This is a genomic window from Streptomyces pseudoechinosporeus (genome assembly GCF_054783935.1).
Genome location: NZ_BAAGPS010000009.1, coordinates 830,967 through 845,873, shown reverse-complemented (window position 1 = coordinate 845,873; position 14,907 = coordinate 830,967). Strand labels below are relative to the sequence as shown.

Sequence of the window (14,907 nt, the reverse complement as noted above, 5' to 3'; positions counted from 1 at the left end):
CGACGCCGTGGTGGAGTTGCGGGTCCTTCAGCGCGGTGACGTAGTTGTCCGGGCCGACGAAGACCGTGCCGCCGATGAGCTGTTCCTGGAAGAGGCTGAGGTAGGCGGCGTAGCCGAGCGGGGCCAGGAACAGCAGCAGGAACAGGATCAAAAACGGGGCGACGAACAGCACTCCCGCCGAGACCGGCCGGCGTCGCGGCGCCGGTCCGTCCCGGCGCGACTTCCCGGCGTGGGCCGCGGTGGTGGCCGCCACGTCAGGCCCCCTCGACGGTGAAGCCCTGCTTCTTGGCGTACGCCGTGAGCCGGGACTGCCAGGTGCCCAGCGCGGCGACGGTGTCGGACCTGGCGGCCAGGGACTTGCCGACGGTCTCGGTCCAGTCGGTCGCCGCCTGGTCCAGGAAGGGCGGCCACTGGAAGTCGGGCGAGACGGTGTCGCTGATGTCGGCGAAGATCTGGTTGACCTGCTGGCCGCCGTAGAAGGCGGGTGCGCTGTCGGTGACACTGGGGTCGTCGAGCAGGGCCTTGGTCGCCGGGAAGAAGAACTGCTGGGTGGCGAACATCTTGGCGCTGGCCGGGTCGCCGTTGAGGAACTGGGCGAACCGCGCCGCCGCGATCTTGTTCTTGGTGGCCGCGGTGACCGCGGTGGTGGAGCCGCCCCAGTTGCCGGAGACCGGCCTGGCGGCGTCCCACTGCGGCAGCGGCGCCGCCCGCCATCTGCCGGCGGTGGACTTGGCCGAGCCGGACAGGAAGGACGGGCCCCAGGCGGCGGTGAGCCAGGTGGCGTACTTGCCCCTGTTGAATCCGGCGTACCAGGGGTCGGCGAAGTCCGGGTCGGTGCTGATGACGCCCTCCTTGGCGAGGCCGCCCCAGTACTCGGCCAGTTTCCGGGAGACGGCGTCGTCGACGCTGATGGTGAGGTTGCTCTTGCCGGAGGTGGCATACGGTGTGGCGCCGGCCTGCCAGAGCAGGCCGTGCCAGGCGGCGGGTTCGTTCGCCGCCAGGTTGGTCAGGTAGACGTCCGGGTCGGCCCGGTGGAGCGTGCGGGCGGCGGCCGCGAACTCCTCCCAGGTGGTGGGCACCTGGATGCCGTGCCGGTCGAAGATGTCCTTGCGGTAGAGCATCCCCATGGGTCCGGTGTCCTGGGGGATCGCCCAGATTTCGCCGCCGGGTCCGCTGACCTGTCCCCAGGTCCAGTCGACGAACTGCTCCTTGAGCGCGGTGGCGCCGTAGGGGGCCAGGTTCAGCAGGCTGCCTGTGATCGTGAAGGTGGGGATCGCCTGGTACTCGATCTGCACCAGGTCGGGTGCGCCGGTTTGGGCCTTCAGCGCGGTGCGCAGCTTGGTGTAGTGGGCCACGCCCTGGCCGGCGTTGACGACCTTGACCTTGATCGCGGGGTACTTCTTCTCGAAGAGCGCGACCTCCTGCTGGATGTCCGGGACCCAGGTCCAGAACGTCAGCTCGGTGGGCGTCTTCATCGCCTTGTCGATGTCGGCCCGGCTCACCGGCTCGGCGGAGGCGGAGGAGTCGCTGTCGCCGCTGCACGCGGCGAGCGCGGCGCCGAGAGACACCGCGCCGGTCGCGGCGAGGAACCGCCGGCGGCTCATGGAGGACGTGGGAACGAAGGATCGGGGCATGGTGAACTCCCGCCGAGGGGCAGTGGAACGGAGCGCCTTGCGAGGGCGCGTCGCAGGGGTGGGTAGGGAGAGGTGTGAGGAGGGGTGAGGCGCGGACGTCGCTACCGGGGCATCGGGGTCGCCATGTTCGGGTCTGCGGGTCTGCGTCGCGCGGGCTGCGGCCGGCACGCGTGTCACGTGCCGTACAGCGGAAGTCCACGGTCGTGGAAGGTTGTTGAGGTGCGGTGAGCGCAGGCGGCGTTCACCGCCCGGCCATGAGCGGGGTGCCGCCCGGGCCGACGAGTGCGGATCAGTGGGTGGTGGGCGGCCCGTCCCCGGCCGGGGGTGCGTGTGCCGAGCCGCTCGAGCGGGAAGTCGTACGCCGCCCGCGTGCCGGGGCTTTCCGGGTCGGCGGGGGTGCGGTCGAGGCGCGGACGACGAGTTCGACCGGCGGATCGTGTACCGGCGCCGGCTCCGCGTCCGGTTTCTCGATGGCTTGCACCAGGAGCCGGAGCCCGTCGTGTGCCACGGCGTCGAACGGCTGGCGCATCGTGGTCAGTGGTGGAGTGACATAGGCCGCGACGGGGGTGTCGTCGAAGCCGACAACACTCACGCCGTCAGGCACCCGCAGGCCGGCTTCCGTCAGCGCGCGGATCAGACCGATGGCCATGTCGTCGTTGGCGGCGAACACCGCGGTGACGTCACCGGCGGAGGCGAGCTCACGGCCCGCCGCGTAGCCGGACGCGGCCGACCAGTCACCCTCGATGACGGACGGCTGCTCCCTGCCGCGTGCCGACAGCGCCGCCCGCCAGCCCTCGAGACGGTCCCGGGCGGCGAACCACCGCTGTGGACCGGCGAGATGATGGACCGTCGCATGCCCGAGGTCCAGCAGATGTTCCGTGGCCGCCCGCGCCAGCGACTCGGCGCCGACCCCCGCGGCCACGGTCCGGGGACCGCCGAACGCCGCGGGCGCACCGAGGACGAGGACCGGCACGTCCACGCTGAGCGAGACCGATCCCTCGTCGATCGGTTCGGATACGACGATGCCGTCCACGCCCTGCTCGAGCAGTGACTCCACGGCCCCGGCGACGCCCCCCGGGTCGCCCTCCAGCGTGTTGACCACGCGGAGCGCGTAACCCGCGTCCCGGGCGGCCCGCTCGACGCCGATGAGCAGCGTGGCGGGTCCGTACAAGGCGGTTCCCAGCGTGACCACGCCGATGGTGCGGGAGCGCCCCGAGGCCAGCGCCCGGGCCGCGTTGTTCATCCGGTAGCCGAGTTCCTCGGCGGCTTCCAGCACCCGCCGGCGCACCTCGTCGGACACGTACCGCTCACCGTTGAAGACCCGCGACACCGTCTTCTGCGAGACGCCGGCCAACCGGGCCACGTCCACGCTGCGCGGCGCGGCAGGGCTCCCGCCCCGTCCTCCCACTCGCGTCATTGCGGTCTCCCGATGCTCGGCGGCTCAAATCCTAGCCAGTCACAGCCAGTCGTCCCGCAGCCGGTCCACCGTATGACTGCGCTGTCATGACTGCGGTGTCATGTCTACGCAGTCGAACAGAACGTGTCAAGACTTCACGCAACATCGCGGCAACCCCGCCGCAACGCAGGACCCCGCTGGATTCCCTGTCGTTCATTTGGTGGCGGACTGATCGTTTCTGCGCGACATCTACCCACCGGTTGGCCAGGAAGAGTTGGTCCAAAGGATCCTTACCGCCCCCCGCCAGGGGCCCTAGGGTCCCTGTGACCAGTCGGCGACGCTCAACAAGCCATCGTCCGCTCCTCTTTGACGTTTGACGAAGGAGTAGCTGTGGAACGTCGCAACTTCCTGCGCGGTGCAGTGATCGGCACCTCGGCCGCCGTCTTCGGCGGCACCCTCATGCGCGGCGCCGCCTACGCGGCCCCCGCCCAGAACGGCACCAGCCCGTACGGCGGTCTGCTGGCCGCCGACGCCAACGGGATCATGCTGCCCAGCGGCTTCACCAGCAGAGTCATCGCCCGCTCCAGCCAGACCGTCCCCGGCACCTCGTACACCTGGCACAACGCCCCCGACGGCGGCGCCTGCTTCGCCGACGGCACAGGCTGGATCTACGTCTCCAACTCCGAGATCGGAACCGGTGGCGGCGCGGGCGCCGTCAAGTTCAACTCCTCGGGCACCATCACGGGCGCCTACCGCATCCTGTCCAGCACACGGAACAACTGCGCGGGCGGCGCCACCCCGTGGAACACCTGGCTGTCGTGTGAGGAAGTGAGCCGCGGCTACGTCTATGAGACCGACCCGTGGGGCGTGAAGGCCGCCATCCGCCGCGACGCGATGGGCCGCTTCAAGCACGAGGCGGCCGCCGCCGACCCGGTACGCAAGGTGATCTACCTGACCGAGGACGAGTCGGACGGCTGCTTCTACCGGTTCATACCCACCACCTGGGGCGACCTGTCCTCCGGCACCCTCCAGGTGCTGGTCGCCGGCACCGGCACCTCCGGCTCCTTCACCTGGACGAACGTGCCCGACCCGGACGGCTCCCCCACCTACACCCGCGACCAGGTCTCCGGCGCCAAGATCTTCAACGGCGGCGAAGGCTGCCACTACGCGAGCGACACCGTCTGGTTCACCACCAAGGGCGACAACCGCGTCTGGCAGCTCAACCTGCTGAACAACACCTACGAACTGGCCTACGACGACAGCCTGGTCACCAACGGAACCGCACCGCTGACGGGCGTGGACAACGTCACCGGCAGTTCCTCGGGCGACCTGTTCGTCGCCGAGGACGGCGGCAACATGGAGATCTGCATCATCACGCCCAACGACATCGTGGCCCCCTTCCTGCGGATCACCGGCCAATCCGGCTCGGAGATCTGCGGCCCGGCCTTCTCCCCCGACGGCAAGCGGCTGTACTTCTCCAGCCAGCGCGGTACGAGCGGCAGTTCCTCCGGCGGCATCACCTACGAGGTGACCGGCCCGTTCCGTACCACAGCCTGATCGCGAGCCTGTGACGGTTGGGGCGGCGCAGAAGATATCGCCCCAACCGTCACCGGCCTGTCCCCACAGCGATAGCCGCTTACGATCGGTGGGCCGATCAATCGACATACGATTCGAGCATGCCGCGACGCCGGATATCGAGTGTCGCACAGTGGAACGATCCGCCGAACGGCGCGTAGTGCAGCAGGTCGCACGGGATCGGCTCGAACCCCCATTTCTCGAGGGCGCGCAGCATGCCGGTGTGGTGCCGCTCCGCGATCACCCGTTTCTCGTCGATCATGAGAACGTTCATGCTGAGCCACTTGCCGCACATCGAGGTGACCTTGAGCAGGTGCTCCTCGATCGGGGTGGGTTCGGGGGCGATCAGGATGTCCCACGAGCTCAGCACGGCGGGCAGGCGGTCGACGTCGATGTACTCAGGATTGACCAGTGCCTTGCCGGGCGAGAGCAGGACGAACGTCGTATCGATGTGCATCGGCGTGCGGCAGCGGCTCTCGATCTCGTGGATGCGATAGCCAGGCCCGAGATGGCGGCGCAACCACTCAATGCCCATGCGATTGGTGACATTGCTCCGCGTAACGAAAAGATCGCGTCCCGCGCGCACGAAATCCGCCGCGTCGAATACGGGCTCGAACTCGGTGAGGATGTGGCGCATGGGCTCGCCGGACTCAGGGACGGAGAAATCCGCCTCGAACAATGCGTCGGTGAGCTGCGGCTTGGGAGCCGCCGTCCAGCGCGCGCCACTCCGGAAGTAGTCCTTGAGGATCGGGCGATAGGAGTGCGTCTCGAAATACCGGCACGGCCACGCCATCGGGGTCTCGATGATCTCGTCGCCGATCACGAGCATGCTGTCCCGCGGACAGGTGTTGCAGAATCCGCGCGACGACCAGTCGGGAGTACCGAAACGTCGCCTGTGGTCGACCGTATCCGGACGCCTGACCGTGATGCCGAGGGACTGCAGGAGAGTGACGAACTGATCGAGCTCCTGCTGCGCTCGCTCGATCAGCACGCGCGGATACCTGAAACCGGCGGCAAGCCCCAGCAGCCGCGCCGCCCACGGCGGCATATTGCAGTCCACGACCGGATGCTTGGAAGGGAACGTCGCGCCATCGAGACGCCCGACGATGACCTCCTCCAGCGGATCCCACTCGTTATGCGAATTGACCGGCGATACGAGATGCTCCGCAGCGTTGTCAGGCGTACGGGCATTGTCGTCGACCGCCGTCAGAATGCCGGGCCTCCGCACTACCGCCATGCTCAACCGCTCCCGATCGCAGAAACTCTTCATCACCTTCTTACCCAACGTGTCGCTCAAAGTGGCGTGCTGAAACACACCAGAAGGCCGGCCATGGTCGACGTTCAGGCCGAGCGGCGTCCGCTCCCCCGTCCGTTCCCCAGGTGGGAGACGAACCAGTGCCGAGCCGCAGTAGCCACTTCCTCCAGGGCCCCTGGCTCATGGAACAGATGCGTTGCGCCGCGCACGACGTGGATCTCGCTCGGCGCGCTGAGCTTTCCGGCCGTCTCCTGGTCGATTCGCGGGTCTGTCTCGTCATCGCCGCCGACGATGAACAGCACCGGGGCCTGGACGCTCTGCAGCGCGTCGTACGTCAGATCCGGGCGCCCGCCTCGGACGACCACGGCCGAGACGCGTCGGGGCCGCTCTGCAGCCGCCAGCAGAGCCGACGTATCGGCGCCGAACAGGCACACCGGGACATCGGCGGTCTCCGGCCGCTGCTCCAGCCAGTCGATGGCAGCCACCAGCCGCTGGGCCAGGAACGGGATGTCGAAGAGATGCCGGGCCGAGCGTGCGTCTGCCCGTTTCTCCAGTTCAGTGAGGAGATCAAGGAGAAGCGTGCCCATTCCTGCCCGGTGGAACGTGTCGGCGAGCGCGCGGTCACGCGAACTGCCCCGGGAGCTGCTGCTGCCCTCGGTGATGACCACCACCGACCGCACCGGGCCGGGGACGACCAGATCGCCTGCGAGCGGGGCCCCTCGTGCGGGTACCAACACCAAGTCGGAGATCATCTGCTGCCTCCCAACGTGATACTCGTTGGGCTTTTGGTGTCCCGGGTACCCAAGGAGAGATCCGGTACGCGCCTTTTCCGGCACTCCCAGGGCGACACCCCCTCCACGCCCCTGGCCAAGCGCCTGCGCAACCAAGATCCGGAGCCTGCGCGCGCATGGACAGACTGTTACTCTGGGTTACCTTGCATGTCACGTAAAGTTATAGCCAGGGGTACGAGATCAGAGGGGGCCGAATTGCCGCTGGAGCCGGTGCGGTTCGCGGTCCTGGGGCCGGTCCGGGTGCAGCGGGCGGGGGTGGAGCTGACGCTGGGGCGTCCCCAGGAACGGGCGCTGCTGGCACTGCTGTTGGTGCGGGCCGACCGACCGGTCTCCGTGAGCGAGATCGTCGACGTGGTGTGGGGTCGGCGTCCGCCGGACCATGCGGTCAATGTGATTCGCCGTCACGTGGGGTCGCTACGACGGCTGTTGGAGCCGGGATTGCCCACCCGTGCGGCCGGCCGCTGGCTGATGCGGGAGGCGGGCGGCTATCGGCTGGCGACCGACGGCGACTCGCTGGATCTCCTGCGCTTCCGCGGGCTCCGGGACGCGGCTCGGCAGGCCGTCGTGGACGAGTCGCCCATGCGAGCCGTCGAACTCCTCACCGAGGCACTGGCCTTGTGGCAAGGGCCGGTCGCTGCCGGGATCCCGGCGGAGGTCCGTGAGCGGGCGGGATTCGGTTCGGTCGACCGCGAGCGTTTGGCCGCCGTGCGGGAGGCGGCCGACGCGGCGCTGCACGCCGGTGTGCCGGACGCGGTCCTGCCCGAACTCCAGGAAGCCGCCGCCGGCAACCCGTTGGACGAGCCGCTGCAGGCCAGGCTGATACTCGCCCTGGCGGCCACCGGGCGGCGGCCCGAGGCACTGACCACGTATCAGGCCGCCTGTGCCCTGCTCGCCGACGAGTTGGGCATCGACCCCGGGCCCGAACTGCGTGACGCCCACCGCGCGGTACTGCTCGAGACACCCCCCACAGCCACCACCCCGGACACCCCTGCTCCCGCTACGGCCTCCTTACCGGCGCCCGCCCAACTCCCCCACGACCTCCCGACATTCACCGGACGCCGTACCGAACTGGACGAGGTACTGGCACTCCTGGTGAGCGACCACGACGAGCAACGGAAACAGCGGTCCGCCGACACGGTGGTCATCACCGCCATCGGCGGCATGGCCGGTATCGGCAAGACCACGCTCGCCGTGCACTGGGCCCATCGTGTGGCCGACCGGTTCCCCGACGGGCAGCTTTACGTCAATCTCCGGGGCTTCGACCCGTCGGGCGCGGTCATGAGCGCGGGCGAGGCCGTCCGCGCCTTCCTGGACGCGCTGGGCGTGCCGCCCGAGCGCGTCCCGCACGGGGTGGACGCGCAGGCGGCGCTCTACCGGAGTCTGCTGGCCGGACGGCGGTTCCTCGTGCTGCTGGACAACGCCCGCGACACCGATCAGGTACGGCCGCTGCTGCCCGGCACGCCCGGCTGCCTCACCATCGTCACCAGTCGCCATCAGCTGTCCAGGCTGGTGTCCGCGCACGGGGCCCACTCGCTGACCCTGCGTCCGCTCGACGCCGAGCAGGCGCGGGCGTTCCTCGCCCGCCGGCTGGGCGCCGAGCGGCTCGCCGGAGAGTCCCCGGCGGTGGCCGAGATCACCGCCCTGTGCGGCGGGCTGCCCCTGGCCCTGGCCTGTGTCGCGGCCCGCGCGGCCGCCCATCTCCACTTCCCGCTCTCGGCCATCGCGGCCGAACTGCGCGAGGCGCACGGCAGCCTCGACGCCTTCAGCCGGACCGATACCTCCGCGAACGTCGGCGCGGTCTTCTCCTGGTCCCTGGGCGCCGTCTCGCCCGGGGCGGCCCGCCTCTTCCGGCTGCTCGCCCTGCATCCCGGCCCGGACATCTCCGTACCGGCCGCGGCCGCCCTCGCCGAACTCCCCGGACGGGCAGCGCGGTTGCTCCTGGCCGAACTCGCCGACGTCCATCTCCTGGGCGAGCACGCGCCCGGGCGGTACGCGTTTCACGACCTGTTGCGCGCCCACGCCACCGAACTCGTACGCGCCCGTCACCCGGAGCCCGAGCGCCGGGCGGCCACCGACCGCCTGTACGCGCACTACCTGCACACCGCCCATGCCGCAGGCCTGCTGATCGCACCGCAGGCCGACCCGCTGCCGCCGGGGCCGCCCCCGGCGGGGGTCACCGCTGAACCGCTCGCCGACGACGAGCAGGCCCTGGCCTGGCTCACCGCGGAGTACCCGGTGCTGCTGGCCGTGATCGATGCGGCCGCACAGCACGTCAGCCCCGCCCCGCACGCCGCTCACGACCAACTCGCCTGCCTCCTCGCCTGGTCGTTGGAACCCTTCTTCGACCGGCGCGGCCACTGGCACGACTGGGCCGCCGCCCAGCGCACCGCGCTCGACGCCGCGCTGCGGCTTGCCGATCCCGTCTGGGAGGCGCGTGGCCTGCGCGGACTGGCCCGGGCGGAGGGACGGCTGGGTTTGCACGACCTGTCCCGGCCCCGACTCGACCGCGCCCTGGAGTTGTTCACCGAGCTGGGGGACGACATCGGGCGGGCCAACACCCACCGCAGCCTCGGCTGGGAGTGCGACCAGCAGGGCGACCTCGCCAGTGCCCTGCGTCACAACCAGCTGGCCCTGGAGCTGTTCCGGGCCGTCGGCCACCGGGCCGCGCAGGCCAGCGTCCTCAACTCCGTCGGCTGGTACCACGCGTTGCTCGGCGAGTACCGGCAGGCCCTGAGCCACTGCTTCCAGGCCCTGTCTCTGCTCCAGGAACTCGGCGACCGTTACGGACAGGCCAGTACCTGGGACAGCATCGCCTACGCCCATCACCACCTCGGCCGCCACCCGCACGCGCTCCTCGGCTACCGCAACGCGCTCACCCTCTACCAGGACCTGGACGTGCCGTATCTGAAGGCCTGCACCCTGGTCCGCATCGGCGACACCCATCGCGCGATGGGCGACGAGGACAGCGCCCGTGCGGCCTGGCAGCGAGCTCTGGCCGTCTTCACCTCCCTCGGCCACTCCGACGCCGATGACGTACGGGCCCGGCTGCGGGGTCAGGGTGAACGACGCAGCTCATGACCGCCACGGCTCCGGGTGACGGCACCGTTTCATGACGGAGTTCGAAGAATTGACACGGTTCGAGGTACTGGGGCCCCTGCGAGTGTGCCGGGAGGAGAGGGAGCTCGATCTCGGGTTTCCTCAGCAGCGGGCCCTGCTGGGCCTGCTCGTGGTGCAGGCGGGCCGGCCCGTGCCGGTGAGCGAGATCGTCGACGTGCTGTGGGCCGAGCGGCCGCCGGCCAGCGCGATGAACGTGGTGCGCCGTTACGCCGGTTCGCTGCGGCGACTGCTCGAACCCGGGCTGCCGCCCCGGGCGCCCGGCCGTCGGCTGCTGCCCCGTGCCGGCGGCTATCTGCTGGAAGCGGACGAGGACGAGGTCGATCTGCTGCGGTTCCGCGCACTCACCAAACAGGGCAAAAGGGCCGCGGCCACCGGGCGGCCAGAGGCGGCGTTGCGGCACTTCACCGAGGCGCTGAGCGGCTGGCGCGGTCCGGTGGCGATGGGCATCCCCGCGTCGGCGCGGCGGCACGCCCTCTTCGCCGCGGTGGAGCGCGAACTCGTCGACACGACTCGGATGGCGGCCGACGCGGCACTGCTGTGCGGCCGTACCGAACAGGTCCTGCCCAGGCTCCGCCGGGCCGCCGAACTCGACCCCATGGACGAGTCGTTGCACGCCCGGCTCGTCATGGCGCTGGCCGCCTCCGGGCTGCAGGCGGAGGCGCTGGCCGCGTACGAGGACGTACGACGGCTGCTGGCCGAGGAGTTGGGGGTCCCACCCGGCGCCGAACTGGCCGCGGCGCACACCCGGGTGCTCCGCCAGGAGCTGCGGCCGGCGACCCCCGACCGGGCGAAGGAGTCGACGCCGTCCGAACCGCCGGCGCCCTTCGACAGGCCGGGCGGGCTGAGCCTCTTCGCCGGCCCCGCCGCGCCGGGCCGCTTCGCCCTGCCCACGCATCAGCCCCCGGCCCACCCGGCCCCTTCGCCCTACCCGCCCAACTTCCGCCCGACCTGAAGGTGTTCACGGGCAGGCGGGACGAGCTGAGCACCCTGCGGGACATCACCGACGCCGCGTCAGCCGCCGCCGGGACGCCCGCGACCGTGCTGATCAGCGGAATGGCGGGCATGGGAAAGACCACGCTCGCGGCCCACTGGGCGCATCGGGTCGCCGACCGGTTCCCGGACGGTCAGCTCTACGTCGAGCTGCGGGGGTTCGACCCCGCCAGGGCTCCCCTGGACCCCGCTCAGGCGCTGCGCGGGATGCTCGCGGCGCTCGGTGTGCTGCCCGGCCGTATGCCGGGGAGCACGGACGCGCTCGCCGGCCTGTACCGCAGTCTGCTGGCCGGCCGACGGCTCCTCGTCCTGCTCGACGACGCGGCCGACACCGAGCAGGTACGGCCGCTGCTGCCCGCCTCGCCCGGCTGTCTGACCCTGGTCACCAGCCGCAACGGGCTGCCCAGCCTGATCGCCTCGGGTGCCCGTCCGCTGCGCCTCGATCTGCCGTCGGTCGCGGACGCGCGGGCCTCGCTGGCCCTGCGCACCGGATCCGAACGCCTGGCCGCCGAGCCCGCGGCGGCCGACGAGATCATCGCGCGTTGCGGGCGGCTGCCGCTGGCGCTGGCCATCGTGGCCGCCCGCGCGGTCAGCCGCCCGGACTTTCCGCTGGCGGCCATCGCCACCGAACTGCGGCACTCCCGGGGGAGTCTCGACGCCTTCGCCGGCCCGGACGGGGCCGCCGACGCGCGCGCCGCCTTCACCGCCTCCTACCGGCGTCTGCCGCCCGTGGGCGCACGGCTGTTCCGCCTGCTGTCCCTGCACCCCGGCCCGGATCTCGCGGTGGACGGGGCCGCCGCCCTCGCCGACATGCCCGCCCGCCGCACCCGACGGATCCTCGCCGAACTCTCCGACGCCCACCTGCTCACCGAGCACACGCCGGGCCGCTACGCCCCGCACGACCTGCTGCGCGCCTTCGCCGCCGAACTCACCCAGGCACACGACTCCGCGGCGGAGCGCCGGGCCGCACGGCAGCGGCTGCTCGACCACTCGTCGTACGTCGGCGGCGTCGGCGACCTCGAGGCCTGAGGCGAGGCACCCGCACAGACTCCGTGGAAGGTCCGAAAGCGCTGTCACTCCGTCGTCACACTTTTTACACATCTTCCTTCCTACGCTCCGAGCGCAGTGAATGACAGTTGTTGGCAGGCCTCGGAGGCAGCGACAGATGACGTCCGACATCAGCACCATCGGAGTCGAGGGCGGCGAGCGGCGGGTGTGCCGGATGCTCATGGGCCTCGACATCGTCGTCTCCGACGAGACGCCCGCCCGGCTGCCCGGTGAGGGGCTGCCCCAGCCCGCGGCGCACCGGCTGGTCGCCCGGGACAGCGGCGAGTACCTCTTCGTGGGCGTACGAGGCTGCTACGCGGCTCCCGTCGTACGGCGGCCCCCCGACATCCTCCTCGCACCGGGAGACATCTGCTTCTACGACGCTCGCCGGCCCCCCACGCCGGACTTCCCGGAGCAGGTCCGCCTCAAGGTCTTCCTCGTGCCGCGCGAGTCGCTGGGGCTGGAGGAGTGCGACGTACAGCAGGTCGTGACGGCTCCGGTGACCCGGGCCTCCCGGCTGGGCACGCTGCTGTCGCCGTTCCTGTCCGAACTCGCCGACACGGCCGCCTCGTCCCGGCCGCAGGTCGGCGAGATGCTCGCCTGGAACGCCGTGAACCTGCTGGCCACCCTCGCCACCGAGCAGCTGGGCAGGGACGCGACGGGTACGCCCGCCGCCCCGTCACCGCTGGTGTCACGGATCCTGCGCCACATCGATCTGCATCTGGCCGACGCGGACCTGTCGCCCGAGGCGATCGCCGTGGCCCATCACATCTCGGTGCGGTACCTGCACAAGCTCTTCCAGGACGAGGGCACGACGGTCGGCCGGTGGATCCAGCGCCGCCGGCTCGAGGAGTGCCGGCGCGACCTGTTACTCGGCATCCAGGGCCGGCGGACCATCGCGGCGGTCGCCGGCCGCTGGGGCTTCATGAGCGCCACGCACTTCAGCCGGGTGTTCCGGGCCGCGTACGGCATGTCTCCGAGCGAGTGGCGGGACACCGCCGGGCGGGAGGCGCGGCCGCGCGGCCGGTGAGCGCCCGGCTGTCAGCATGCGCCGGACGCCGTACCGGCGGCACCGTCGATCAGGTCGAACAGACCGGTGAGGCGAGTATCCCGGCAGCGCACTGAATGCGCGCTGACTGCGCACTTCCGGCGCGCTACCTCTTGCGGCACCCCTCTTTTCGTGCGCTTTGGGATCAGTTCCGGTGCACTCCTGGGCAATTTGCGTCGGCCTGGCGGTTTTAGCGTGCTGATCGACGACCCCGCACATCACCCACGAACACCACCCACGAAACACCAGGAGAATCACATGTCCGATGCCGTCGAGCCGGTTCAGCCGGTGCTGGAGCCGGCGGCAGCCGCCTTCGTGGAGGCGACCGCCAATCCGCCGTACCTCTTCGACCTGCCGCCCGCCGAGGGCCGCAAGGCCGTCGACGAGGTGCAGTCCGGCGAGATCGAGAAGCCCGCCGTCGACGAGGAGTGGATCACCGTCTCGGGCGGCCCGACGGGCAGCGTCCGGGCCCGCATCGTCAAACCCGCCGGCGCCGAGGGGACCCTGCCGGTGATCCTCTATATCCACGGCGCGGGCTGGGTGTTCGGCAACGCCCACACCCACGACCGCCTGGTGCGCGAACTCGCCGTGGGCGCGAACGCGGCCGTGGTCTTCCCCGAGTACGACCTCTCCCCCGAGGTCCGCTACCCGGTGGCCATCGAGCAGAACTACGCGGTCGCCCGCTGGGTCGTCGCGCAGGGCGCCGCCAAGAACCTGGACGGTTCCCGGCTGGCGGTGGCGGGCGACTCGGTGGGCGGCAACATGAGCGCCGCGCTGACCCTGATGGCCAAGCAGCGCGGTGACGTGCCCCTGGTCCAGCAGGTGTTGTTCTACCCGGTCACCGACGCGAGCTTCGACACGGGCTCGTACCACCAGTTCGCCACCGGCTACTTCCTGCGCCGGGACGGCATGCAGTGGTTCTGGGACCAGTACACGACCGACGAGGCGGAGCGCGCCGAGATCACCGCGTCCCCGCTGCGCGCCACCACCGAGCAACTCACCGGTCTGCCCCCGGCGCTGGTCATCACGGGCGAGGCGGACGTGCTGCGCGACGAGGGCGAGGCGTACGCCAACAAGCTGCGCCAGGCCGGTGTGCCGGTCACGGCCGTCCGCTTCCAGGCGATCATCCACGACTTCGTGATGCTCAACGCCCTGCGCGAGACCCACGCCGCCCAGGCCGCCATCACGCTGGCCACCGGCACGCTGCGCTCCGCGCTGCACGGCAGCTGACACCGCGCGCCATGACAAGGAGAGACACCCAGACATGAGCACAAGCCCCACCCCCACCGCCGTTCTCGTGCACGGCGCGTTCGCCGACGCCGCCAGCTGGACCGGTGTCATCGCGGAGCTGCAGAACCACGGCATCCCCGTGGTGGCGCCACCCAACCCGCTGCGCGGCCTGGCGTCGGACGCCGCGTACATCGCGTCCGTGGCGTCTCAGATCGACGGCCCGGTCGTCCTTGTCGGCCACTCCTACGGCGGTGCGCTCATCACCGTGGCGGGCACCACGGAGAACGTGGTCGGTCTGGTCTACGTCGCCGCCTACGTCCTCGAAGAGGGCGAAAGCCTCGGTGAGCTGCAGGGCCGCTTCCCCCTCTCGCCGCTGGTCAGCAACCTCAAGGAGTGGACGTACCCGGTCGAGGGCGCGGAGCCCGCGGTCGAGGTCACCATCAACGCCGAGGCGTTCCCCGAGGTCTTCGCCGCCGACGTGCCGGCCGCCGTCACCAAGGTCCTCGCGGTGGCCCAACGTCCGCTGGCCGCCGCGGTGTTCGAGGAGACGGCCTCGGCGGCCGCGTGGCAGACCAAGCCCTCCTGGGCGCTCGTGGCCGGCGCGGACCAGGCGATCAACCCCCAGGTCGAGCGCTTCGGCGCGAAGCGGGCCGGGGCGACGATCGTCGAGCTCGAGGGTGCCTCGCACGCGGTGGCGGTGTCCCAGCCGAAGGAGGTCGCCGATCTGATCCGCGATGCGGTGCGCGCGACGAGCTGACGAGGCGGCAGACGGCGCGGACGGACTCCGGTATGGCGTCCGCGCGGCCCGTCCGTCTTCCCGCAGA

Annotated in this window: 11 protein-coding genes and 1 pseudogene; 7 read left to right on the top strand and 5 right to left on the bottom strand. The window is 70.9% G+C overall.

Annotated features, from left to right (window positions below; genetic code table 11):
• From ACYVO6_RS15205 to ACYVO6_RS15195, 3 genes and pseudogenes are all read right to left on the bottom strand, one after another.
• Positions 1–253 (bottom strand): annotated as a pseudogene (locus tag ACYVO6_RS15205) (sugar ABC transporter permease); the annotation flags it as partial.
• Position 254: 1 nt separating this feature from the next.
• On the bottom strand, positions 255–1,634 hold the full coding sequence (locus tag ACYVO6_RS15200) for an ABC transporter substrate-binding protein (RefSeq protein ID WP_461061348.1): 1,380 nt from the start codon (positions 1,632–1,634) through the stop codon (positions 255–257).
• A gap of 289 nt (positions 1,635–1,923) precedes the next feature.
• Positions 1,924–3,051 (bottom strand): LacI family DNA-binding transcriptional regulator, encoded by a 1,128-nt coding sequence (locus ACYVO6_RS15195; protein ID WP_461061346.1) that lies wholly within the window; start codon positions 3,049–3,051, stop codon positions 1,924–1,926.
• 369 nt (positions 3,052–3,420) lie between these two features.
• Between ACYVO6_RS15195 and ACYVO6_RS15190 the strand changes: the two genes are divergently transcribed.
• Positions 3,421–4,587: an alkaline phosphatase PhoX gene (locus ACYVO6_RS15190; RefSeq protein WP_461061344.1), complete on the top strand. Its 1,167-nt coding sequence runs from the start codon at positions 3,421–3,423 to the stop codon at positions 4,585–4,587.
• 97 nt (positions 4,588–4,684) lie between these two features.
• On the opposite strand, the gene ACYVO6_RS15185 is transcribed toward ACYVO6_RS15190, so the two are convergent.
• Both ACYVO6_RS15185 and ACYVO6_RS15180 read right to left on the bottom strand, forming a co-directional pair.
• On the bottom strand, positions 4,685–5,842 hold the full coding sequence (locus ACYVO6_RS15185) for an amidinotransferase (RefSeq protein WP_461061409.1): 1,158 nt from the start codon (positions 5,840–5,842) through the stop codon (positions 4,685–4,687).
• Between the two features lie 104 nt (positions 5,843–5,946).
• The gene (locus ACYVO6_RS15180) at positions 5,947–6,612 is read right to left on the bottom strand and encodes a dienelactone hydrolase family protein (protein ID WP_461061342.1); all 666 of its coding nucleotides are present in this window, start codon (positions 6,610–6,612) and stop codon (positions 5,947–5,949) included.
• Between the two features lie 234 nt (positions 6,613–6,846).
• Here ACYVO6_RS15180 and ACYVO6_RS15175 point away from each other — a divergent pair, with 234 nt between their 5' ends.
• The 6 genes from ACYVO6_RS15175 (at position 6,847) to ACYVO6_RS15150 (ending at position 14,840) form a co-directional block, all read left to right on the top strand.
• Positions 6,847–9,729 (top strand): AfsR/SARP family transcriptional regulator, encoded by a 2,883-nt coding sequence (locus ACYVO6_RS15175; RefSeq protein WP_461061340.1) that lies wholly within the window; start codon positions 6,847–6,849, stop codon positions 9,727–9,729.
• Between the two features lie 31 nt (positions 9,730–9,760).
• Positions 9,761–10,720: an AfsR/SARP family transcriptional regulator gene (locus tag ACYVO6_RS15170; RefSeq protein WP_461061338.1), complete on the top strand. Its 960-nt coding sequence runs from the start codon at positions 9,761–9,763 to the stop codon at positions 10,718–10,720.
• A 2-nt stretch (positions 10,721–10,722) separates the two neighbouring features.
• On the top strand, positions 10,723–11,787 hold the full coding sequence (locus ACYVO6_RS15165) for an NB-ARC domain-containing protein (RefSeq protein WP_461061336.1): 1,065 nt from the start codon (positions 10,723–10,725) through the stop codon (positions 11,785–11,787).
• A 136-nt stretch (positions 11,788–11,923) separates the two neighbouring features.
• The gene (locus tag ACYVO6_RS15160) at positions 11,924–12,835 is read left to right on the top strand and encodes a helix-turn-helix domain-containing protein (RefSeq protein WP_461061334.1); all 912 of its coding nucleotides are present in this window, start codon (positions 11,924–11,926) and stop codon (positions 12,833–12,835) included.
• A gap of 276 nt (positions 12,836–13,111) precedes the next feature.
• On the top strand, positions 13,112–14,083 hold the full coding sequence (locus ACYVO6_RS15155) for an alpha/beta hydrolase (protein ID WP_461061332.1): 972 nt from the start codon (positions 13,112–13,114) through the stop codon (positions 14,081–14,083).
• A gap of 34 nt (positions 14,084–14,117) precedes the next feature.
• Positions 14,118–14,840 (top strand): alpha/beta fold hydrolase, encoded by a 723-nt coding sequence (locus ACYVO6_RS15150; protein ID WP_461061330.1) that lies wholly within the window; start codon positions 14,118–14,120, stop codon positions 14,838–14,840.
• Positions 14,841–14,907 lie beyond the last annotated feature (67 nt).

Excerpts from the sequence above, each read along its gene's own strand:
- ACYVO6_RS15170 (WP_461061338.1), top strand. The coding sequence starts at position 9,761 with ATGACGGAGTTCGAAGAATTGACACGGTTCGAGGTACTGGGGCCCCTG.
- ACYVO6_RS15155 (WP_461061332.1), top strand. The coding sequence starts at position 13,112 with ATGTCCGATGCCGTCGAGCCGGTTCAGCCGGTGCTGGAGCCGGCGGCA.
- ACYVO6_RS15160 (WP_461061334.1), top strand. The coding sequence starts at position 11,924 with ATGACGTCCGACATCAGCACCATCGGAGTCGAGGGCGGCGAGCGGCGG.
- ACYVO6_RS15180 (WP_461061342.1), bottom strand. The coding sequence starts at position 6,612 with ATGATCTCCGACTTGGTGTTGGTACCCGCACGAGGGGCCCCGCTCGCA.
- ACYVO6_RS15195 (WP_461061346.1), bottom strand. The coding sequence starts at position 3,051 with ATGACGCGAGTGGGAGGACGGGGCGGGAGCCCTGCCGCGCCGCGCAGC.
- ACYVO6_RS15185 (WP_461061409.1), bottom strand. The coding sequence starts at position 5,842 with ATGGCGGTAGTGCGGAGGCCCGGCATTCTGACGGCGGTCGACGACAAT.
- ACYVO6_RS15150 (WP_461061330.1), top strand. The coding sequence starts at position 14,118 with ATGAGCACAAGCCCCACCCCCACCGCCGTTCTCGTGCACGGCGCGTTC.
- ACYVO6_RS15200 (WP_461061348.1), bottom strand. The coding sequence starts at position 1,634 with ATGCCCCGATCCTTCGTTCCCACGTCCTCCATGAGCCGCCGGCGGTTC.